This window comes from Bifidobacterium sp. UBA6881 (genome assembly GCA_002451435.1).
Classification (GTDB): domain Bacteria; phylum Actinomycetota; class Actinomycetes; order Actinomycetales; family Bifidobacteriaceae; genus Bifidobacterium.
Map to the genome: position 1 here is coordinate 1 of DKCF01000103.1, position 20,893 is coordinate 20,893.

Below are 20,893 nucleotides of genomic sequence, written 5' to 3' on the forward strand. Positions count from 1 at the left end.
CATGAGGATGGTGACGACGCCCTGCCAGACGGTCATGGTCATCATGCTTCGCGCTCCTTCCGCGGATGGCGGCCATCGGCACCGTCATCCGCTCCCTTCGTTGTTGTCTGCCGTGAATCGGCAACATCTATCTCCGGCTCCTTCAGATCGTCGAGATACGGACGGAGCAACAGGAACATCGCCAGCATGGCGATCAGCGAGGGAATCATGAAATCGTCCGCGCCGAACAACGAAAGGCAGATCGCCGGCACCACGATGCCGGTCAATGCGGCCATGTGGCTTTTGCGCGTGGTGGTGAGCCATTGGTCCACGAAGATGACGACGAACAGCGCCGTCATGACGAAATCGAGACCGTCGGTGTCGAAGGTGATCCTGCCGCCGATGACGCCGCCGAAGGTCGCTCCCGCCACCCATGAGACCTGGTTGAGCAGGGAGACGAAGAAGTAGAACCATCCCCGGTCGACGTTTTCGGGAATGCGCGCGCTGTTGTTGACCGCGAAGGTCTCGTCGCACATGGCGTAGATCAGATACGGTTTCTTCAATCCCATGTTCTTGAACCGTCCGAGCATGGACAGCCCGTAGAACAGATGGCGGGTGCCCATCATCACGGCCAGCAGGAACGTGGCGAAGGGATTGAACGCGGAAACCAGCAGGTTCACGGTGACGAACTCCATGGAACCGGTGTAGATAAGCGCGCTCATGCACAACGGCCACAGGAAGGAGAAGCCACGCGTGCCCATCAGCACGCCGTACGACATGGCGAGGAAGAAGAAGCTGATGCAGATCGGCAGCACCTTGGGCAGCGCCGCCTTCAATGCGCGCGCCCTCGCTCCCCCGTTGTGGTGCGTCATCCGGTTCGGCTCCTTTCCCGTGTGCGCGTTCGTGCCCCATCCATCCATGTGTTCATCCCATGGTAGTGGCGCGGCGGCGGGGCAAACACCCCATCGCATATCGGCTTTGCTTATAACAAGCTGCAAGTCGAATCGTCCATGCGGATCCAACGTCCATCATCCCGACCGCAAACGCCGCGCCGGCAATCCGGCCATCGACGTCGTCGTCCTCGCGTCTCCCGAGAGCCTCGCCCCCGCCGGAATCCAAACGGACCCCCACCCGGCATCTAAAGCCGGCATCTATAGTGGGATGGCAGGCGCATCGGCGAGACCATCATCGCCGATGCTCATCGACGACATGGGTGGGACCACGACGAAGGAGCTGCCATGGGATACGCATTGGTCACCGGAGCATCCAACGGCATCGGACGCGAACTGGCGGCATTGTTCGCCGCGAACGGACACGATCTGGTGATCGCCGCACGCGACCGGAACCGGCTCGACGAGGTGAGACGTCGCCTCGAACGGCGTTTCGGCGTGCATGTGGAGACGTTCGCCATCGATCTGAGCGAGCCGGACGCGCCACGGAAGCTTCATGACTTCACGGATTCGCAGGCGATCCATATCGAATACCTCGTCAACAACGCGGGCTTCGCCGACTGGACCGGCTACCTTGACGCCGATTGGGACAGGCAGCGGCGGATGATGCGACTCAACATGGAGACGCTCGCCGAACTCACCTACCGGTATGGCCGCGACATGCGCGACGCGGGACATGGCAGAATCCTCAACATCTCCTCGGTCGCCTCGATGATGGCCGGACCGTATATGGCCACGTACTTCGCGTCGAAGGCGTTCGTGCGCTCGCTTTCGGAGGCCGTGGCCCACGAGTTGCGCGGCACGGGCGTGACAATCACTTGCGTATGCCCAGGGCCGACCGCCACCGGCTTCGCCAAGGCCGCGCGGATGCACGGCAGAAACTTCTTCACCATGACCAGACCGGCGACGGCACGCCAGCTCGCGGCGTACGCGTACCGCAGGATGATGCGCGGCGACACACTCGCCTACCACGGTGCGCTCACCAAAGCGGGCGCGTTCGCGGAACGGCTTCTTCCCCGCGCCGCCGCCCGGCGAATCGCATCATTCATGAACGGCGGGAATCCGCGACGCTAGGCGTCCGTCCGCGGCAGTCACATCTGCGCGACGAAGAAGAAGCGCCGCATCGGCAACAATACGGTGCCATCGCGCTGTTCCGGATAAACGGCACGCAAACGATTCACGAACGTGCGCTCGTACTGTTCACGCAAATCGTCCGTCGGAAGCTGGGATAAATACGGTCGCATGCCCGTGCCGCGGTACCATTCGACGACGCCCTCGTAACCGGCGAGCGCATGCCAGTACGTGGTCTCCCAGACGCTCACCTGTTTTGCCATCGGCGCGATGAGGTCGTAATAGGCCCTGACATCGAAGCGGTCACCACCCAGATGGCAATAAGGTCGCACACCGCCGCTGCCGATGTATTGGTCGAACGGCGGTTCCACGGCCAATTCACGCATAATGGTGTGCGTGCGCTGGCTGATGGTTTCCGGGAATTGGCATGCGGCGATGCCGCCGTTCCTGACGCGACGCAGCATTTCGGGAATCACCGTGCGGTGGTCCGGCACCCACTGCAGGCACGCGTTGGTGAACACGATATCGAAATCGTCGTCCAGCTTCTCCAACGCGGTCGCGTCCTGGACCGCGAATTCGATGTCGGGATGCTGGACCCGCGCGGACTCGACCATCGTTTCGGAGGAATCGATGCCGATGATTCGCGCATGGGGATAGCGCTCTCGCAACAACGCGGTGCTGTTGCCCGGGCCGCAACCGATGTCGAGGGCCTTGCGGATCGTACCGTCGTCGGCGGGCAGCCTTTCGCATAGGTCGCGGCTGGGGCGGGTGCGCTGGTCGGAGAATTTCAGGTACTGTTTGGCATCCCATGTAAACGTCATGCCGCCTACCTTAATTCGCAAACGGATCGCGGGATTCCCGGGTCTCGATCCACGACCGCCGCAGTCGTGGACATCGGCTGTGATGTTGCTCACATACGGGAATGAAATGCCGTCTTTTTGTGAAAACCCACGAAAAGACGGTTTGCGATATGCGGATGGACACAACGGGAATCGCGGCCATCGAGTTACTATGAAGCACATGACTGAAACCGTTTCATCCTTACTTGGCACGTCCGGAGAGTGGTCGAATCCGTTGCGCGACCCGCGCGACCTGCGGCTTCCCCGCATCGCCGGCCCGTGCAGTATCGTGATTTTCGGCGTGACCGGAGATCTTTCCCGCAAAAAGCTGCTTCCCGCCATCTACGATCTGGCGAACCGAGGTCTGCTGCCACCGAGCTTCGGATTGACCGGCTTCGCCCGCCGTGATTGGACCGAGGACCATTTCAGGGATTTCGTCAAGGAACATGTGAAGGCCCGCTGCCGCACCCCGTTCAAGGAATCCACTTGGAACCAGCTGGCTGCCGGCATCCGTTTCGTCCAGGGCACGTTCGACGACCCGAAGGCGTTCGAACGTCTTTCCGACACGGTGGCGGAACTCGACCGCGACCGCGGCACGCGTGGCAACCACGCGTTCTATATGTCGGTGCCGCCGCGCGCGTTCCCGCAGGTTTCCCGCCAGCTCGCCGACTGTGGTCTGGCGAAGTCCTCCGAGGGTGCCTGGCGCCGTGTGATCATCGAGAAGCCGTTCGGCCACGATCTCGCCAGCGCCAAGGAGCTCGACCGCGTCGTCTCCGAGGTGTTCGACCCGTCGAGCGTGTTCCGCATCGACCACTACCTCGGCAAGGAGACCGTGCAGAACCTGTTGGCATTGCGTTTCGCGAACGCGATGTACGAGCCGATCTGGAACAACAACTACGTCGATCACGTGCAGATCACCATGGCCGAGGACATCGGCGTGGCCGGTCGAGCCGGCTACTATGACGGCATCGGCGCGGCACGCGACGTCATCCAGAACCACCTGCTGCAGCTGATGGCCCTCACCGCCATGGAGGAACCGGTGTCGTTCTCCGCCGCCGATCTGACGGCAGAGAAGACGAAGGTGCTGTCCGCGGTGCGTGTGCCGAAGGATCTGGCCGCGCATACGGCCCGCGGCCAATACGCCGCAGGCTGGCAGGGCTCGCATGAGGTGGCCGGCTATCTGGACGAGAAGGGCATCGATCCGGCATCGACCACCGAAACGTATGCCGCGATCCGTCTGGACGTCGACACCCGCCGCTGGGCCGGCGTGCCGTTCTATCTGCGCACCGGCAAGCGTCTGGGCAAGCGTGTGACGGAGATCGCCGTGATCTTCAAGCGCGCGCCGCACCTGCCGTTCGAATCGACCGCCACCAAGGAGCTCGGCAAGAACGCGATCGTGATTCGCGTGCAGCCGGACGAGGGCGTGACCATGCGTTTCGGCGCGAAGGTGCCGGGCGGCACTTCGATGGAGGTGCGTGACGTGTCCATGGACTTCAGCTATGGACGTTCGTTCACCGAATCCTCCCCTGAAGCCTATGAGCGTCTGATCCTGGATGTGCTGCTGGGCGATCCGCCGCTGTTCCCGACCACGCGCGAGGTGGAGCTGAGCTGGCAGATCCTCGATCCGATCGAGGAGTTCTGGTCCACGCTGGGCCAGCCGCAGCCGTATCGTTCCGGAACCTGGGGACCGCAGGAGGCAGTGGAGATGCTTGCCCGCGATGGACATCGTTGGAGGATGCCGTGATCATTACCTTGAAGAACACCGAGACCCGCGAGATCTCGGCGAAAATCGATGAATTGCATGAGGAACGTGGCGAGGCAGCGTTGGGCCGTGTGCTCACCCTGCTGATTTCCACAAACGACTCCGAGCTGGAGCATGATCTTGAGGTGGCGAACAGCGCCAGCCGCGAACACCCCTGCCGTGTGATCGCGATCGCGCCAAGCTCGCGCAAAGTGGAACCGGATGTCGAAGGCGGAGAACACCACACCTTCCTTGACGCCGAAGTGCGTTTCGGCTCGGACGCTGGCGCCGGCGAGATCATCGTGCTGCGCCCGCTGGGCGGTCTTGTGCACCATCCGGACACCTTGGTGATTCCGCTGTTGGTGCCGGATGCGCCGGTGGTCGCCTGGTGGCCGAACGAGGCGCCGGCGAACCTTTCCTCCGATCTGCTGGGTTCCATGGCGCGCAGCCGCATCACGGACGCGATGAATTCATCAAATCCCGCGCGCACGATGGATGACCTGCGCCGCAACTGGTCGTCGGAAAACGTGGATATGTCGTGGACCCGTCTGACCGTATGGCGCGCGATGATCGCCTCCATGCTCGACCAGCCGCCGCACCTGCCGGTGAGCGGCGTTCGGGTGACGGGCCCCGCCGATTTCCTGCCGACCACGTTGCTGGCCGCTTGGCTGCGTTTGCGGCTGAACGTTCCGGTTGTCGTGGAGGACGACCCGACGGCGACCGCCGTGACGGGTGTGTATCTGACGCGCTCCGACGGCACGCTGAGCTTGGAACGTCCGTCCACCGATGATGGAATCGCCATGCTGAGCGTTCCCGGCCAGTCCCCGCAGACGATGAGCGTGCCGGCACGCACCATCGAGGAGTGCCTGAGCGAGGAGCTGGGGCGTCTCTACCCCGATGAGATCTATGCCGAAGTGGTAACGCGCGGCTGGGATCTGATCAATCCGAAGCACTGAAACCGCGCCGATCATCAGGCGACGTGATACACGTCCACCCTACCGTCGGTGGATTGGGAGGGGAAACCAATCCACTGGCGGTGGGTATCGATAGGTGTCGATGATTTTTTGAGGCGATTCGCAAGAAGCGAAACTCGGAAGAGCCCGTATGGGGGCATCCACCGATCATTGTCCAAGGAGCAGAAGTGACAGAACGCAAAACCGTTGTCTATCCGAATCCGCAGGTGCTGGCCGAGGCCGTGGCCGCGCGCACGTTGCTGACCATCATCGACCTGCTGTCGGAGCCGAATCGCGGACGTGTGGACATCGCCGTGACCGGCGGCACCGACGGCAACCGCGTGTTCGCCGCGATGAACGCCAGTCCGCTGAACGATGCCGTGGATTGGAGCCGCGTGCACGTATGGTGGGGCGACGAACGTTTCGTGGCCTCCGATGATGACGACCGCAATGCGAAGCAGGCCCGTGAAGCATGGTATGGCGCACTGGTGGAGGAAGGTCGTATGCCATCGGCGAACATCCACACGATGCCGGCCGATACGCGCGGCACCGAGGAGATCGCGGCGGCTTCCCCCGAGCAGACCGACACCGTACTGGCGGAAGCCGCCGCGGAGTACCAACGCGAGCTTACCGAGCAATTGGGCGATGAACCAGCACTGGATATCGCGATGTTCGGCGTGGGGCCGGATGCGCATTTCGCGTCCTTGTTCCCGGACCACGGCGAATCGGAAATCGATGATCCGCATGTACTGGTGGCCGGCGTGCGTGATTCGCCGAAGCCGCCGCCGCTGCGTCTGACGCTGACCGTGCCGATGATCGCCCGGTCGAAGCATACGTGGGTATTCACCTCCGAGGCCCGCAAAGCCGACGCGGTCAAAGCCGCCTTCGCGCAACGCGACAATCCGCACGCGCCAAGCTCCTACGCCGATGGCGAGGAACTGCTCTGGCTCATCGATGAAGGCGCCGCCTCCAAGCTGTGACCTTGTAAATAGCAAAAGGCGTCTCCGCAAATCTATATTGCGGAGACGCCTTTTTGCTATTCGCTTCGGATCACTGGTCGCAACCAGTTCCGCAGGAGGTCTCAGGCTTCGATCTCCTCGCGACCCGGCTCGGCCCACAGCGTGTGGAACGCACCCGGCTGATCCACGCGCTGGTAGGTGTGGGCGCCGAAGAAGTCACGCTGGCCCTGAATCAGGGCGGCGGGCAGACGCTTGGAACGCAGACCGTCGAAGTACGACAGCGACGAGGCGAACGCCGGGGTCGGCAAACCGTTGCGGGCGGCTTCGGCCACCACGTTGCGCCAGGACTTCTCGGCGGCTTCGATGGCGTTCTTGAAGTACGGGGCGAACAGCAGGGACACGTTGGCCTCGCCGGATTCGAACGCCTCAGAGATACGGTTGAGGAACTTCGCGCGGATGATGCAGCCGCCACGCCAGATGCGTGCCACGGCCGCGAGGTCGATGTCCCATCCATATTCCTTGGCTGCAGTGGTGATTTCGTTGAATCCCTGGGCGTATGCGACGATCTTGGAGGCGTACAGGGCCTGACGGATGTCTTCGATGAAGGCCTTCTTCTCCTCGTCGTTCAGGTCGAGCTTGCCGTCGGGGCCGGAGAAGCCCTGCTTCTGGGCTTCCTCACGCAGTTCGGCCTCGGAGGACAGCCCGCGGGCGAACACGGCTTCGGCGATGCCGGTGACCGGCACGGCCAGGGACAGCGCGGTCTGCACGGTCCAGGTGCCGGTGCCCTTCATGCCGGCGTGGTCGACGATGAGGTCGACGAGCGGCTTGCCGGTCTTCTTGTCGACCTGGTGCAGCACTTCGGCGGTGATCTCGATGAGGTAGGAGTCAAGCTCCGTCTTGTTCCATTCACCGAACACGTCGCCGATTTCGGCCGGGGTCATGCCCAAGCCGCGACGCATGAGGTCGTAGCTTTCGGCGATGAGCTGCATGTCGGAGTATTCGATGCCGTTGTGCACCATCTTGACGAAGTGGCCGGCGCCGTTGAGACCGATGTGGGTGACGCACGGCTCGCCTTCGGCCTTGGCAGCGATGGATTCGAAAATAGGCTTCAGGGTCTTCCAGGATTCCTCGGAGCCGCCCGGCATCATGGACGGGCCAAGCAGCGCGCCTTCCTCGCCGCCGGAAACGCCACAGCCGACGAAGTGCAGTCCGCGTGCGCTGATTTCCTTCTCACGACGGATGGTGTCCGGGAAGTAGGAGTTGCCGGCATCGACGATGATGTCGCCCGGTTCCATCAGGTCGGCGAGCGCGTGGATCATGGCGTCGGTCGGCGCGCCGGCCTTGACCATGATGATGGCGGTGCGCGGCTTGGAGAGGCTGTCGACGAATTCCTTGAGGGTCTTCGCCGGATAGAACTCACCTTCCGTGCCATGTTCGTTCATGAGCTTTTCGGTGCGGGCGTAGGTGCGGTTGAACACGGCCACCTTGTTGCCATGGTGCGCGAGGTTGCGCGCAAGGCTTCCGCCCATCGCGGCAAGACCGACGACACCGACATTCGCTTCAGCTGACATTGGTTCCCTCCATCAGGAAAGTTGTACTGACAAACCGTTGTTCAGTGTAGCCCCGAGCTATCCCAGGATGGTTCGGCGTCTCAAGTCCGGCAACGCGCGAAAGATCCATCCATCGACCAGGCTCACGTCCATTGGCCATTGGCGCATGCCGCTCATCTCCGATCGCCACGTTCCGATGCGAAGAATGCGCCAGTTGCAGTCCACGAATCATCGGAACACGTTCATCTTCGGAACCGATTTCGCAAACAGGGCAAGGAATCCGACGGAAACCACGCATCAGCGGAAAACATGCCATGAGAATTTGCGCCCATGGGGACGGCATATCCGCATTGGCCTCTAGAGACATCAGGCGGAAACGTCCGCAAGACACGGAAGAGTCCGCATATTCGGTGATGGAATATGCGGACTCTTCTGCATGCCGGCCATGGGCCGGCGCATCGGCTCATCCCGTCACGTCAACGCATGCGGAACGGCGCCTTGCGGATCTTCGCATGCTTGCGGTACGGCTGGCCCGCGTGCTTGTCGTGGCGCTCGCCGTGCCCCTTGCGGTCGGCGGAACGGTTGCCGTATTTGGCCTCCATGCGGCGGTCGTGGCGCTTGGCGTCTTCGGAACGTTCATCGCGGATGACGCGGATCTCCTTGCGATGGATGCGCTTGCCGCCTTGTCCGTTGCGACGGTCGTAATCGCGTTCGTGGCGCTGCTCCACATGGCGTTCGCCGCGGCGAGTCTCTTCGTAACGGCGTTCGGCGCGTGCTTCGGATTTGCGCTGCTTTTTGGTCGGCGCGCCCTGACGCTTGGAGAACTGCTTCGACTTTCCGGCGGATTGGCCGCGCTTGCCGTCCGTTCCGCGCTTATCGGAACGCTTGTCGGATTCGCGTGACCGTTCGGCCTTGTCGCGCTGCTGTTCGTGCAGACGCGCGTACTTCTCGCGGCGCTTGTCGTTGCGCTTGCGCTCATGGCGTTCGCGCTTCTCCTCTTGGATTTCGGGGTGTTCCCAGCGTTGCTCACGCGCCTCCAGCTCGCGGTTGTCGCGACCTTGGAATTTGGCGGCACGGCGTTCGGCGCGGTTCTTCTTCGGCTCGAAGCGTTGTTCGTCCTCACCGCGTTCCGCATGGCGATCACGCTCGTCGTGGCCGTTGCGTTCGGACTTGAACGGCTTGCCGCCCTTGTCTTTGCCACGGTCCTTGTTGCGCCCGTTGGAACGGTGCTGGTGTTTCTCGTGCTCGTCGCCGGAATCGCCCTTGCCGTGCTTCCTGCGACGCGGGTTGCCTGCCGGCTGGGACTGATCGAGCGTCCATCCGTATACCGGTTCCGCCGGCTCTCCGACGAGTTCCAGCACCTCCGGAGAGGTGGGGGTCACCTGGATCGGCTTGATTTTCAATCCGGCCTCGTGCAGCATGCGACGGGTTCTGCGGCGCTGGTTCGGCAGCACGATGGTCACCACGTCGCCGGAATGGCCGGCGCGGGCGGTACGGCCGGAACGGTGCAGGAAGGATTTCGGGTCCTCCGGCGGCTCCACCTGCACGACGAGTTCGACGCCGGAGACGTCGATGCCTCGGGCCGCGACGTCAGTGGCCACCATGACGTTCACGTCGCCGGATTCGAAGGCCGCGAGATTGCGGTCACGCTGGTTCTGGCTCAGGTTTCCGTGCAGTTCCGCTGCCGGGATGCCGTTCTTAGTGAGATCCTTGGCGAGTTTCTGCGTCTGGAATTTGGTTCGGGTGAACAGGATCCGGCGTCCCTTGCCCGAGGCCAGGGTACGCACCAGGGCGTGGCGGTCGCCCTGCGTGGTCTCGAACACATGGTGGGTCATCTGGTCGACCGCCGCGGTGGCGGTGTCGACGCTGTGCACCTTCGGATCGGAGAGGAACGTGTTCACGACCTCGTCCACGCCATGGTCCAGCGTGGCGGAGAACAGCATGATCTGCGCGTCGAACGACACCTGGCCGAGCAGTCGTTTGACCGGCGGCAGGAAGCCCATGTCGGCCATTTCATCGGCCTCGTCGATGACGGCGACCTCGACCTTCTCCAAGGTCAACGCATGCTGTTCGATCAGGTCCTCGAGGCGTCCGGGGCATGCGACGACGATATCGGCGCCGGCCCTGAGGTCGCGGATCTGGCGGGCGTATCGCACTCCGCCGTACACGGTGGTGGTGTTGATGCCGTAGATCTGCGCAAGGGGCATCAGCACGTCGTTGATCTGGTTGGCGAGCTCACGCGTCGGGGCGAGCACGAGGCCACGCGGATGCGGAACGAAATCCTCCGAGCGGCGTTCCTCGGCGTGCTCCTGCTTCACGCGGTTGACCTCATGGCGGAACTGGCTCATGTTCTCGAAATCGTCGGCGTCCACCTCGCCGAGGCGGGCGACCAGCGGAATCGAGAACGCGAGCGTCTTTCCGGAGCCGGTGCGTCCACGACCGAGGATGTCGCGGCCCGCCAGGGAATCGGGAAGCGTGTCCGCCTGGATCGGGAAGGCGGTTTTCTTATCGTCCGCCGCGAGGACGCGGACCAGCGGACCGGGAACGCCCAGTTCCGCAAACGTCTGGGGACGTTCCTCTTCCTCGCCCATTTCATCGAAGTCGGCGGCGAGGGCATCTACATGTTCATTCAAAGTGGTATCGGGCACAATGGCCTTTCATGTCAAACATTGCGCACGTTGCGCAAACTGTATAACGATACCCCACGGCCGCTACTTTCCATGAGTCCGGCCATACGTCCGGAATACCCTCCCCCATTGGCGGCTGGCCATGCCCCAGAAACGCGAAAACCCGTCCGTCATGGCGACGGACGGGCGGAATCGAGCCGCATCGTCAGGTCATCGGAGCGACCGGATCGGCGCGGATGCGGTCAGAGCACGTCGGGATCGTCCTTGGCGATGGTGCCGGTGGCCTTGCCGATGGCCTTGAGGCCGTGGTAGGCGACGAGCACCACGATGGTGCCGATGGCGATGCCGTTGAACGAGATGCCGTTGATGGCGAACGCGAACTGGCCGATGGCGATGATCATGGTGATAGCTGCGACCATGATGTTGACCGGCTTGTCGAAGTTGACCTTGTTCTCGACCCAGATGCGGATGCCGATCATGCCGATCATGCCGTACAGCAGCGTGGTCACGCCGCCGAGCACGCCGGCCGGAATGGTGTTGATGATCGCGCCGAACTTCGGGCACAGCGACAGGATCAGCGCGAACGCGGCCGCACACCAGTACGCGGCGGTGGAGTACACCTTGGTGGCCGCCATCACGCCGATGTTCTCGCCGTAGGTGGTGGTGCCGGAGCCGCCGCCGAAACCGGCGATGGTGGTGCCCAGACCATCGGCGAACAGGGCGGTGCCGATCTGGTCGTCATAGTCGCGGCCGGTCATCTGGGAGACGGACTTGACATGGCCGACGTTCTCGGCGACGAGCACGAGCACGACCGGAATGAACATCGGCAGGATGGAGAAATCGACCTGCGGGGTGTGGAAATGGGGCAGACCGATCCATGCCGCCTTGCCGATGGCGGAGAAATCGACCTGGCCGCGGATGCAGGCGTAGGCATAACCGATGATCACGCCGATGAGGATGTTGAGGCGTCCGAGCAGACCCTTGAACAGCACCGCGACGAGCAGCACGGCGAGCAGGGTGACGATGGCGGTGTCGGGGGCCTTCTGGAAATTGTCCCACACGCTGGGGGCCAGGTTGAAGCCGATGATGGCCACGATGGCACCGTTGACGACCGGCGGCATGATGACGTCGATCCATTTGGCTCCGGCGTAATGCACCAGGATGCCGATCAACGCCAGCAGCAGACCGGTGACCATGATGCCGAAGGACGCGACGGCGATGCCCTTGTGCGCGGTGGTGACCGCCGTGATCGGGGCGATGAATCCGAAGGAGGATCCCAGATAGCTCGGCAGCACGTTCTTGTTGATCAGCAGGAACAGCGCGGTCGACATGGCCGTGAAGAACAGGGTGGTGGACGGGTCGAAACCGGTCAGAATCGGCACCAGGAACGTGGCGCCGAACATGGCGATGACATGCTGCGCACCGATTTCCGCGGTGCGCGGCCAGGTCAGGCGCTCGTCGGGTTCGACGACCTCGCCGGGCTTCAGCGTTTTGCCGTCGCCGTGGAGCTTCCACGTGAACAGGCTCGCGATGGGGTTGGACATGCGATTGTCTCCTTAACTCTCCCGCGCGGCGTGACGAAACGTGCCGCGCGCCACAGGCCATTGTAATGGCAGTGGGTACACGGCACGTTTCGCCGCAATCCCGTGGAGAATTTCCGCCACGGTCGTTCACCGTATCGAAGGCGATGCCACGAACGACGCAGACGACGAGCCAATCGCCAATGGTATGCGGCCCATCGCGGAGATCCATCACGCGGCGGCCGCCGCGAAAACGAACGTCACAGGTGACGGTCGACGGCGTGCACGACGTCGACCAGGTCGCCGTTGGACAGCACCGGGCGTTTGAACGAACGCCATTCGTCCACCTTCACCGTCCAGCGGCCGTCCTTCTCGTCGAAGACCGGACGCGCGGTCTGCTCCCAACGGAAACGTTTGTGCGTGCGGCCGGTCGACGGATCACGGCGCGAATAGTGGAAACACGTGCAGTTCGTGATCTTCCAATCGTCGGATGCCGCGCGGTGCATGAATTCCTCGTCGGAGAGGTCCTCCAATGTGAGCATCAGCGCGAGCATGAGGTCGCCGTGGCTGACCATCACCACGGATTCCGCGTCGGATTTGCGGTTCAGGGCCGTGAGCAGGTTGTGCACGCGGTTTTCGGCCACGTCGGCGATGGATTCGCCCGCCGGCGGACGCCAGTACAGCGGATCGGTGTTCTTGAACATCCAGTTGCGCGCGTAGTTGGTTTTGAAATCGTCCTTGGTGATGGTGTTGATCTCACCCCAGGAACGTTCGCGCAGCACGCGCGTCTCCTCCCATTTCGCCTTCGGCAGGGCCATCGTCGCGGCCGTCTCGCGCGTGCGCACGAACGGCGAGACGAGATAGCGGTCGAACAACGGCTGCTGCGAAACCAGCCAGCGGCCGATGCAGTCCGCCTGCTTGCGGCCGGTGGCGGTGAGCCTCCACGAACGGTCCGGCACGGTGACGTTGTCCTGCGTGTAGAGCGAATCATCGCCGTTCTCGCCGGCGTTGATGATGACGTTGGCCTCCGACTCGCCGTGACGGATCACATACAGATCAAGGGGCATTCCCATATTCGTTTATTCCTTACTTTCGTTCATCCACATCCTGCGCGCGGCCACCACCGTCCCGTTCCGTTCATCTCACGAGCGGACGAATCGCGTATTCGATTGACCGACGGCGCCGCGCATCATCGTCGAATGCTTCCCACCGTAGCCGATTCAGCCGCGTTCCGCATATGGAATCACGCCGATTTCATGCTCGGCACACCCGAATTTCGCAATGCCGTCACCTTGGGTTCACCGCAAACGGCATGGCACTCCGCGGCCGACTACTCCGGCCAGACGCCGGCCTGCGCGTACTTGGCACGGTACTCCCCCGGCGTCATGCCGGAATGCTTTTTGAACACTTTCGAAAAGTGGCTTTGCGACCGGTATGCGAGGATCTGCGCGATCTCATCGAAGCTGTACTGCGAGTACTTGAGCATGTTCTCGGCGGCTTCCATGCGTTTGTCGGTGACGTATTGGGACAGCGCCTTGCCTGTTTCCCGTTTGAACAGTTCCGACAGATACGTGGGATTCAGATGCACGTGTTCGGCGAGGATCGGCACGGTGATCTTCTCGTGCAGATGGTAGTGGATGTAGTCCATGCATTCGTTGATGGGCTTGGAATGCGTCTCCACCTTCTGCATATCCGCCATCGCCCAGGTGAAGAACGTCATCATATCGGTGTGGAGGCGGCCCACATCCCCGACGTCCTTGCAATTGTCGAGATCCTGGATATACAGGTCGGAGGCGTTGTAGGCATCCTCCTCGTCCATGCCGCCTTCGATGGCGAAGCGCGTGGCCAGGGTGACGGTGGTGATGAACCGGTATTTCGCGTTTTTGAGCGGATCGTTCGACAGGTGGCCATACAGTCCGGAATCCCAAAGGCGCGCGCTTTCAGCGATCGCGTTGATGTCGCCGGAGCGCATCATGTCGTACTGCTTCATCTCCTCGACATACCGATGATGCCGCACGCGGTCCTCCCGGGAGAGGAAGTCCAGGTACCGCAGCTTCGCCTCGTCAACAACCGCCATGACAATGCTCCTTCGCCTAGTACGTTTGGCCTCCTACAAGCATAACGTGGAAAATCCATAGGAAAATGATTCGCCGAGCACGCAACGGTCATATGTTGGCCGCACGATTGCATCGCGATTCGCCACAGTGCGAACCATCGGCACGGCATACCGTGAATGCCCCGTCACACGCCGACCCGATGACCGCGGCACACCGTTGATCGCATACGACTCCGAATCTCGTCGGAATCACGCAACAGTATCCCGCAGGTAACCAAGGCACTTTCCGGTGCGCTCTTCCATAACGCGCCGCAACGGTCTAGGATGCGGAATTGATGGCCAAATCGGCCTCCCGCGTCATACACGCCGTAGTGGAAAGGAAACGCTCATGATTAACCATGTGTCCGTCAAGGTGAAGGATTTCGCGAAGGAAGAACCGTTCTATGAAGCCGCTCTTGCGCCGCTTGGATACGCCAAGGGACCGTCGTTCCCGGGCGTGCAGGCGTTCGTGGCGGAAGACGGTTCGGCGGTGTGGGTTTCCACCGCGGCCGAAGGCGATGCCGTCGCCCCGATTCATGTGGCGTTCGAAGCCGCCGATGACGATGCCGTGAAGGCGTTCCACAAGGCAGGTCTCGCCAACGGCGGCACCGACAACGGACAGCCCGGCCCGCGCCCGAACTACGGCCCGACCTATTACGCCGCGTTCGTGCACGACCCGGAGGGCAACAACATCGAGGCCATGCACAACTGACCTCGCGACGGCCGACCGCAATGGGACCCGCGAGTGGATTCCTTAATCAGTCAAATCATTCATAACAGCATTTGACATCGACGCTCCCCCGTTTCCGTAGGTGGTTTTGCCTTTCAATAGGTGGTTGCTCTCGGAGCCGGCCTTGGAAATGGCTTGATATCAAGCCATTTCCAAACAGGTTCCCGGCACTCACCGCCTACGGAGCCCAAAAACCACCTACGGAATGGCCGGGCAACGAAAACATACGCGGGCATGCCCAAACGCTGCCCTATTCGGGGAATTCTAGAAATAGGTGCTCCAGCCGAGTTTGACGGCGAGGATGATGCCGGTGAGCACGGCGGCCACACGCATGATGTTTTCCGGAATATGCCGGGTGACGGGCGGAGCGATGGCGCTGCCGATGGTGCATCCGAGGCACATCATGATGGCGAACGGCCAATAGACGGAACCGCGGATGATGAACATGATCGCGGCGGAGATGTTCGCGCCGAATCCCACTACGGTCTTCAACGCGTTGATTTGGTGGAACGGACCGATTTTGCCCAAGTCGAGAATCGCGAGCGCCAAGGTGCCCGCGGCGGCACCGAAGTAGCCGGAATACACGCCGACGAAGCTCACGCCGAGCCACAGCCACCACGGATCGTTGCGGAGATTGCCTTCTGCCGTTTTACGCGCGATCCGCGCGGCGCGTTCGCCCTGATGCGATTGCGGCAGGGCCTGTGCCACGGCGTCGCGGGCGGCCGCCTTCTTGCGTGGGTTGAGCGCGATGATCAACGCGCTGAACAGGATCAGCGGCGGCACCGCGAATTCGAACACCTTGGCGGGCAGTTCCAGCAGCAGCAGTCCGCCGATGATGCCGCCAACCAGTCCGATGCATGCGTATACGGCGACGCGGCGCCCTTGCCCTTTGAGCTCCTTGCGAGCCGACAGCAGTCCGCCGATGCCCGTGCCGCACACGCCCACCGTGTTCGTGGTGTTGGACAGCACGGGCGGGATGCCGAACGCCAGCAACGCAGGGTAGGAGATCAGCGAGGACGCGCCAACCGCGTATCCCACGAATCCCGCGCCGATGCCGGCGACAAGCACCAGCAGCAATGTGACGACAGACACTCCGGCGATCATCGACTACCCTCTCCTACCCATGTTCTTCATACGAATCGGCATATGCGCCGTCGAATCCGACGGCATTCATCCGCACGGCGGTCACACGCCTTGGGGCAATTCCCCACCATCGGCATGTGGTATCGGAAACCAAGCTTAACCAGCCGTCCGAGTCGCATCATGGCGATGTCCAGAACATGGCATGTCATGGCCGGCATTCGGTTCCGCGATGCTCATTCGGCCTTGCGCCGCGCCGGAAGCCGCACTTCGGAAAGCAGGATCGCGCCGAAGATCACGGCGAATCCGCATACCGACGGCACGGTGAGCCTTTCCCCGGCGAAGACCACGGAGACCACCATGGCGAAGATGCATTCGGTGCTCAGGATCACCGAGCCTTCCGTGGCAGGCAGGTTCTGGACGGCGATGGTCTGGAAGATTTGCGCGACGATGGTCGAGCCGACCACCAGATAGGCAAGGCACAGCACCACGTCCAGTCGCATCCACGACGCCGATGGCGCGCCATCGAACAACGCCGCGCCCGCGCCGAAGAACACCGCGCACCATGCGAATTCCATAAGCATCAACGCGACCGCGTCGAATTTCCTGCCCATCATGCCGACGACCACCAGATTCATCGCGAAGAACAGCGCGCCGACGATCGTCATCGCATCCCCGAAGCCCATGCCGGCGAGCTCGGCGCCGCCGCCGCTCAACGAGACCAGTCCGATGCCGAACGCGCACACGAGCGCCGCGACGATATGCTGCATGCTGGGGCGTCTGCGCGTCAAAGCCCACAGCACAAACGGCACCATCACGCAGTAGGTGTCGGTGAAGAAGCTGTTGCGGCCCGGCGAGGTGGTTTCCAATCCTTTGAGCTGGAACATGAAGCCGAGCCAGTACGTCAATGCGAGCGTAAAACCCGGCACGATGTAGCGTCCCATGCTGATTTTCCGCAGATGCGGCAGAAACACCAGCGCCATCAGCACGACCGAGGCGGTCATGCGAAAGAACATCATCCATTGGGTGGTCATCACGCCCTGCACATGTTTGAGCATGGTGTATCCGGAACCCCATACGGCGGCGTTGACCAGCATCATCAGACGGGCGACGTTCTTGGGAACGCTCATGCCCTCATGCGGGGGATCCTTCCGGTCAGATGCGTCGCCACCGTTCGTTCGCGTCTTTTGCAGCGATTCGGCCATTGGAATCCGCACCCTTTCTCTCGATTCGCCCGCGCCACAGAATACTGTAGACGCGATGCCGCACGCAACACTCCGCGCAAGCGGCTCTCGCAGTCAATCCGCGCAGCTTCGTGATACGAATCCCGCGCGGCAAAGGCAACCCTGTTAGCCTTATGTTGGTTTTTTGCCGCATCCCGCACGCTTCCGCGACATCGTGCGATGCGGCCATGTCGAACGATTCGACCACACCATGCGCCACGGCCGGACCGAATGGCTCCGATCCGAGGCCACGGAACGATTGGTCCGATGTGCCGAGTTCGAAAATCCGGAATCAAAAATCCGGAATTCCTTGAAGCCGGGCACTCTGAAAGGAGACGCGCCATATGGCGGCATTCATCACCATCGCCCTGTTCTGCGCGGCGCTGATCGGCTGCATCGCCAGCGGCATGTCCATTGTGCCGGCGCTGGCCGCGGGCGTGATCATCTTCCTTATCCACGGACGTGTGACGGGCCACCATTGGGGTGCGATGATCCGCAAGGGGTTCGCGACCATGCGCGCCGCCAGCATCGTGGTGGTCACCTTCGTGCTGATCGGACTGCTGACCACGTTGTGGCGCGCGGCCGGCACGGTGCCGTTCATCGTGGCGAACACCACGGCCCTGATACGCCCCCACGTGGCCATCCTGCTGACGTTCCTGCTGAACTGCCTGATGTCGTTATTGACGGGCTCGTCGTTCGCGTCGGCGGCGACCATGGGCGTCATCACCATGACGCTCGGCACGTCCATGCAGATCTCACCGGCGCTTCTCGGCGGAGCGATCCTTTCGGGCGTGTACTTCGGGGACCGATGCTCTCCCGTGTCGACCAGCGCGCAACTCGTCAAAACCCTGACCCATACGAACATCTTCGACACCATCCGGCTGATGCTGAGAACCGCCGCGCTGCCGTTCGCCGCGACCTGCGTGATCTACGAGGGACTCGCGCTGTATTCCCATTCCTCGGCGGGATCGATCGACGCGTCCGGCCTGTTCTCGCGCGCGTTCGACCTGCACTGGACCACCGTGCTTCCGGCAGTCGTGCTGGTCGTCTGCGCGATCGCCCGCATCGACGTGCGCATCACGATGGGCGCGAGCATTCTGACGGCGTTGCCGATCTGCGTGCTGGTGCAGCATATGGATTGGGCAAGCGTCGGCCATGCGCTGGTTTTCGGTTTTCATTGCGCGGACGCCCAGGTGGCGCGGCTCATCGATGGCGGCGGCATCGTCTCCATGGTCAAGGTGATGCTGATCGTCTGCATCTCCTCGTCGTATTCCGGCATTTTCCAAGAAACGGGATTGCTGAATGGCATACACCGGCTGATCGCATCGCTGGCGGGGAAAATCAGCGTATACGGCGCCACCTGCGTCACCTCGTTGGTCACGGGAGCCGTCGCCTGCAACCAGACGCTGTCCATCATGCTGACCGACCAGCTGTGCCGCGACCTGGAATCCGACAGGCAGCGACGCGCCATCGATCTGGAGGATACCGCCGTGGTGACGGCGCCGCTTGTTCCGTGGGCGATCGCCAGCGGCGTGCCGTTGTCTTCGGTCGGGGCTCCGACGTCCAGTATCCTGTTCGCATGTTTTCTGTACCTGCTGCCTGTATGCCGGTTCATCGACGCGGCGCGGCGCGACCGTCGGCCCTAGGACGGAACGGGCATCCGGCGCAGATCAGCGAGGATGGGTCGGGCTGGCATGTCGTCTCGCCGCACATGGACCGCGGAGAAAGGTCAGTCACCTGCAGCAGACCGCGTTCCTGCGCTCGTGTGATGGCCATATCGACGAAATCGACCGGAAGATGCCGGTTGGCTGCGATCTGCCGTACCGTCAGTCCGGCATCCAGGTCCGCGACCACATCGGCGACGATGTTCCCCCGTGCGGCCGTTCCGTTCGCAAATCCATGCGCCGTCTTCGTCCGATCGGTGGTATGCCGCCAACTCCGTGAGCCCAGACCATGCCAGACCATGGGTCACAGCACCAATCGCAGCAACTGGAATGCGACGACGGCGAGCACATACGCCACCGCAAGACTCAGGCACACCGATTGCGCGGCCACTTTCGTGCCATATTGCCGTCGAAGCTCCGCCACCGTAGCCAGGCACGGCGTGTACGCAAGCGTGAACAGCAGGAATGCTATGGCCGCGGCCTTGCCGTGCCCGTGCGAGGATTGTTCGAACGAGGCGCGCAGCTTCTGGCCGAACGTTCCCTTGTCGGCGTTCTGTCCGGATTCGTCAGGCTCATCCGCATGGTAGGACTGCGACATGGAGCCGATCACCACCTCCTTGGCCACGAATCCGGTGATCAGGGCGGCGGAGGCGTGCCAATCGTCGAAACCGGCCGGCGCGAAGACGGGAGACACGGCATCGGCAAGCACGCCGTATGCGGAATCGTGCACATCGTCCACTTCTCCGAAACCGCCTGCGTTCGCGGTCGCCGGAATGCCTTGCAGCAGCCACAGCGCCACGATCATCGAAATGATGATCACGCTCGCGCCACGGATGAACTGCCACAGACGAACCACGACCGAACGCACCAGCTGCACGGCACGCGGGCACTGGTACGGAGGCAAGGCGAGCATCAGCGGCTCCGGCGTGAGTCCGCGGAACATGGTGTGCCGCAACAGCACGCCGACAAGCAGAATGAGCAACACGGAGGCGACGTACATGAGGAACACGACGAGACCGGCCTGCTGCGGGAAGAACGCGTGGGCGAGCACCAGGAACACGGTGAGACGCGCCGAGCATGAGGCGAACGGGATGAGCATGCCCGTCAGCACGCGCTGGCGCGAATCAGGCAGGGTGCGCGTGGCGGCCAATGCGGGAAGGTTGCAGCCGAATCCGACGACGATCGGCAGGAACGCGCGGCCGTCCAATCCCAACGCGCGCATCGCACGGTCCATAACGAACGCGGCGCGGGCCAGATAGCCAGAGTCCTCGAGCATCGACAGCAACAGGAACATGATGCCCATCACCGGAATGAACGTCAGCACGGTGATCACGCCGTCCAGCACGCCGTCCACCAGCAGCGAATACAGCCAGCCGTCGGACGCGGACGGACCGAACAGTCCGAACAGCCAGTCGATACCATCGGTGCACCATCCGCGCACCGTCACGTCGAACCAGTCCTGCATCGGGCCTGCCAGCGTGGTGGTCGCCTGGAAGACCGTGTACATGACCGCCAGAAAGACCAGAATGCCGAATACGGGATGGAGCAGCACTCGGTCGACGCGGTCGGACAGCGTCGTCTTGTCGGATGCCTTGAGGTCGAGCCCACGAAGCACACGCGCAGTCCAGTCGAAGCGCGCGTCGGCACGCGACTCGGTCCACTCGCGCACGTCGATGGCGTCATCGGCCGGAATCCGCAGTCCCTGCGGCAGCGGAGTGCCGGCGAACGATGCCGCGATCGCGGAGGCGAGTCGGTCCTGTCCTTCGCCGGTGCGTCCATCCAAGGAGACCACCGGCATGCCGTCAAGCAGCTGAGACAGCCGCGCCGGTTCGATGCGACAGTCGCGGCGTGCGGCCAGATCGTTCATGGTGAGGGCCACCACCGTGGGCAGCCCAAGTTCCGCCACCATCGA

Annotated in this window: 17 protein-coding genes; 6 read left to right on the forward strand and 11 right to left on the reverse strand. The window is 62.6% G+C overall.

What is annotated here, in order from left to right:
* Positions 1 to 41 precede the first annotated feature (41 nt).
* Positions 42 to 851, reverse strand: coding sequence for an AzlC family ABC transporter permease (locus B3C64_RS07745; RefSeq protein WP_291534900.1), 810 nt, complete (start codon positions 849 to 851; stop codon positions 42 to 44).
* 366 nt (positions 852 to 1,217) lie between these two features.
* On the opposite strand from B3C64_RS07745, the gene B3C64_RS07750 reads away from it, so the two are divergent.
* On the forward strand, positions 1,218 to 2,003 hold the full coding sequence (locus B3C64_RS07750) for an SDR family NAD(P)-dependent oxidoreductase (RefSeq protein WP_291534902.1): 786 nt from the start codon (positions 1,218 to 1,220) through the stop codon (positions 2,001 to 2,003).
* 17 nt (positions 2,004 to 2,020) lie between these two features.
* Here the strand turns inward: B3C64_RS07750 and B3C64_RS07755 are convergent, their stop codons facing one another.
* On the reverse strand, positions 2,021 to 2,821 hold the full coding sequence (locus B3C64_RS07755) for a methyltransferase domain-containing protein (RefSeq protein ID WP_291534903.1): 801 nt from the start codon (positions 2,819 to 2,821) through the stop codon (positions 2,021 to 2,023).
* 190 nt (positions 2,822 to 3,011) lie between these two features.
* Between B3C64_RS07755 and zwf the strand changes: the two genes are divergently transcribed.
* From zwf to pgl, 3 genes are all read left to right on the forward strand, one after another.
* On the forward strand, positions 3,012 to 4,583 hold the full coding sequence (zwf, locus tag B3C64_RS07760; RefSeq protein WP_414632184.1) for a glucose-6-phosphate dehydrogenase: 1,572 nt from the start codon (positions 3,012 to 3,014) through the stop codon (positions 4,581 to 4,583).
* Complete coding sequence (locus B3C64_RS07765; protein ID WP_291534905.1) at positions 4,580 to 5,536, forward strand: glucose-6-phosphate dehydrogenase assembly protein OpcA; 957 nt, start codon at positions 4,580 to 4,582, stop codon at positions 5,534 to 5,536. The genes zwf and B3C64_RS07765 overlap by 4 nt, the downstream gene beginning before the upstream one ends.
* Positions 5,537 to 5,721: 185 nt before the next feature.
* Positions 5,722 to 6,513 (forward strand): 6-phosphogluconolactonase, encoded by a 792-nt coding sequence (pgl, locus tag B3C64_RS07770; RefSeq protein WP_291534906.1) that lies wholly within the window; start codon positions 5,722 to 5,724, stop codon positions 6,511 to 6,513.
* 101 nt (positions 6,514 to 6,614) lie between these two features.
* On the opposite strand, the gene gndA is transcribed toward pgl, so the two are convergent.
* The 6 genes from gndA to B3C64_RS07800 all read right to left on the reverse strand — a co-directional run bounded on the left by gndA (position 6,615) and on the right by B3C64_RS07800 (position 14,266).
* Positions 6,615 to 8,063: an NADP-dependent phosphogluconate dehydrogenase gene (gene gndA / locus B3C64_RS07775; RefSeq protein WP_291534907.1), complete on the reverse strand. Its 1,449-nt coding sequence runs from the start codon at positions 8,061 to 8,063 to the stop codon at positions 6,615 to 6,617.
* Positions 8,053 to 8,409 carry a hypothetical protein gene (locus tag B3C64_RS07780; RefSeq protein ID WP_291534908.1) on the reverse strand — a complete coding sequence of 119 codons (357 nt, stop codon included), beginning with the start codon at positions 8,407 to 8,409 and terminating at the stop codon, positions 8,053 to 8,055. The genes gndA and B3C64_RS07780 overlap by 11 nt, the downstream gene beginning before the upstream one ends.
* A 109-nt stretch (positions 8,410 to 8,518) precedes the next feature.
* Positions 8,519 to 10,690: a DEAD/DEAH box helicase gene (locus tag B3C64_RS07785; protein ID WP_414632185.1), complete on the reverse strand. Its 2,172-nt coding sequence runs from the start codon at positions 10,688 to 10,690 to the stop codon at positions 8,519 to 8,521.
* Between the two features lie 221 nt (positions 10,691 to 10,911).
* Complete coding sequence (locus B3C64_RS07790; protein WP_291534917.1) at positions 10,912 to 12,201, reverse strand: uracil-xanthine permease family protein; 1,290 nt, start codon at positions 12,199 to 12,201, stop codon at positions 10,912 to 10,914.
* A gap of 248 nt (positions 12,202 to 12,449) precedes the next feature.
* Positions 12,450 to 13,262: a histidine phosphatase family protein gene (locus B3C64_RS07795; RefSeq protein ID WP_291534909.1), complete on the reverse strand. Its 813-nt coding sequence runs from the start codon at positions 13,260 to 13,262 to the stop codon at positions 12,450 to 12,452.
* Positions 13,263 to 13,519: 257 nt separating this feature from the next.
* Complete coding sequence (locus tag B3C64_RS07800) at positions 13,520 to 14,266, reverse strand: helix-turn-helix domain-containing protein (RefSeq protein WP_291534910.1); 747 nt, start codon at positions 14,264 to 14,266, stop codon at positions 13,520 to 13,522.
* Between the two features lie 367 nt (positions 14,267 to 14,633).
* Between B3C64_RS07800 and B3C64_RS07805 the strand changes: the two genes are divergently transcribed.
* The gene (locus B3C64_RS07805) at positions 14,634 to 14,996 is read left to right on the forward strand and encodes a VOC family protein (RefSeq protein WP_291534911.1); all 363 of its coding nucleotides are present in this window, start codon (positions 14,634 to 14,636) and stop codon (positions 14,994 to 14,996) included.
* Positions 14,997 to 15,278: 282 nt separating this feature from the next.
* Here the strand turns inward: B3C64_RS07805 and B3C64_RS07810 are convergent, their stop codons facing one another.
* Both B3C64_RS07810 and B3C64_RS07815 read right to left on the reverse strand, forming a co-directional pair.
* Complete coding sequence (locus tag B3C64_RS07810) at positions 15,279 to 16,118, reverse strand: sulfite exporter TauE/SafE family protein (protein WP_291534912.1); 840 nt, start codon at positions 16,116 to 16,118, stop codon at positions 15,279 to 15,281.
* A gap of 212 nt (positions 16,119 to 16,330) precedes the next feature.
* Positions 16,331 to 17,224, reverse strand: a complete 894-nt coding sequence (locus B3C64_RS07815) for a DMT family transporter (protein ID WP_291534913.1) — start codon at positions 17,222 to 17,224, stop codon at positions 16,331 to 16,333.
* 437 nt (positions 17,225 to 17,661) lie between these two features.
* Here B3C64_RS07815 and B3C64_RS07820 point away from each other — a divergent pair, with 437 nt between their 5' ends.
* On the forward strand, positions 17,662 to 18,963 hold the full coding sequence (locus tag B3C64_RS07820) for a Na+/H+ antiporter NhaC family protein (protein ID WP_291534914.1): 1,302 nt from the start codon (positions 17,662 to 17,664) through the stop codon (positions 18,961 to 18,963).
* Positions 18,964 to 19,285: 322 nt separating this feature from the next.
* On the opposite strand, the gene feoB is transcribed toward B3C64_RS07820, so the two are convergent.
* Positions 19,286 to 20,893 (reverse strand): ferrous iron transport protein B (feoB, locus tag B3C64_RS07825; protein WP_291534915.1); only part of this gene is annotated, 1,608 nt, incomplete at its 5' end.

Excerpts from the sequence above, each read along its gene's own strand:
- B3C64_RS07780 (WP_291534908.1), bottom strand. The coding sequence starts at position 8,409 with ATGTCTCTAGAGGCCAATGCGGATATGCCGTCCCCATGGGCGCAAATT.
- B3C64_RS07795 (WP_291534909.1), bottom strand. The coding sequence starts at position 13,262 with ATGGGAATGCCCCTTGATCTGTATGTGATCCGTCACGGCGAGTCGGAG.
- B3C64_RS07755 (WP_291534903.1), bottom strand. The coding sequence starts at position 2,821 with ATGACGTTTACATGGGATGCCAAACAGTACCTGAAATTCTCCGACCAG.
- zwf (WP_414632184.1), top strand. The coding sequence starts at position 3,012 with ATGAAGCACATGACTGAAACCGTTTCATCCTTACTTGGCACGTCCGGA.
- gndA (WP_291534907.1), bottom strand. The coding sequence starts at position 8,063 with ATGTCAGCTGAAGCGAATGTCGGTGTCGTCGGTCTTGCCGCGATGGGC.
- B3C64_RS07820 (WP_291534914.1), top strand. The coding sequence starts at position 17,662 with ATGGCGGCATTCATCACCATCGCCCTGTTCTGCGCGGCGCTGATCGGC.
- B3C64_RS07815 (WP_291534913.1), bottom strand. The coding sequence starts at position 17,224 with ATGAGCGTTCCCAAGAACGTCGCCCGTCTGATGATGCTGGTCAACGCC.
- B3C64_RS07750 (WP_291534902.1), top strand. The coding sequence starts at position 1,218 with ATGGGATACGCATTGGTCACCGGAGCATCCAACGGCATCGGACGCGAA.
- B3C64_RS07800 (WP_291534910.1), bottom strand. The coding sequence starts at position 14,266 with ATGGCGGTTGTTGACGAGGCGAAGCTGCGGTACCTGGACTTCCTCTCC.
- B3C64_RS07805 (WP_291534911.1), top strand. The coding sequence starts at position 14,634 with ATGATTAACCATGTGTCCGTCAAGGTGAAGGATTTCGCGAAGGAAGAA.
- B3C64_RS07745 (WP_291534900.1), bottom strand. The coding sequence starts at position 851 with ATGACGCACCACAACGGGGGAGCGAGGGCGCGCGCATTGAAGGCGGCG.
- B3C64_RS07810 (WP_291534912.1), bottom strand. The coding sequence starts at position 16,118 with ATGATCGCCGGAGTGTCTGTCGTCACATTGCTGCTGGTGCTTGTCGCC.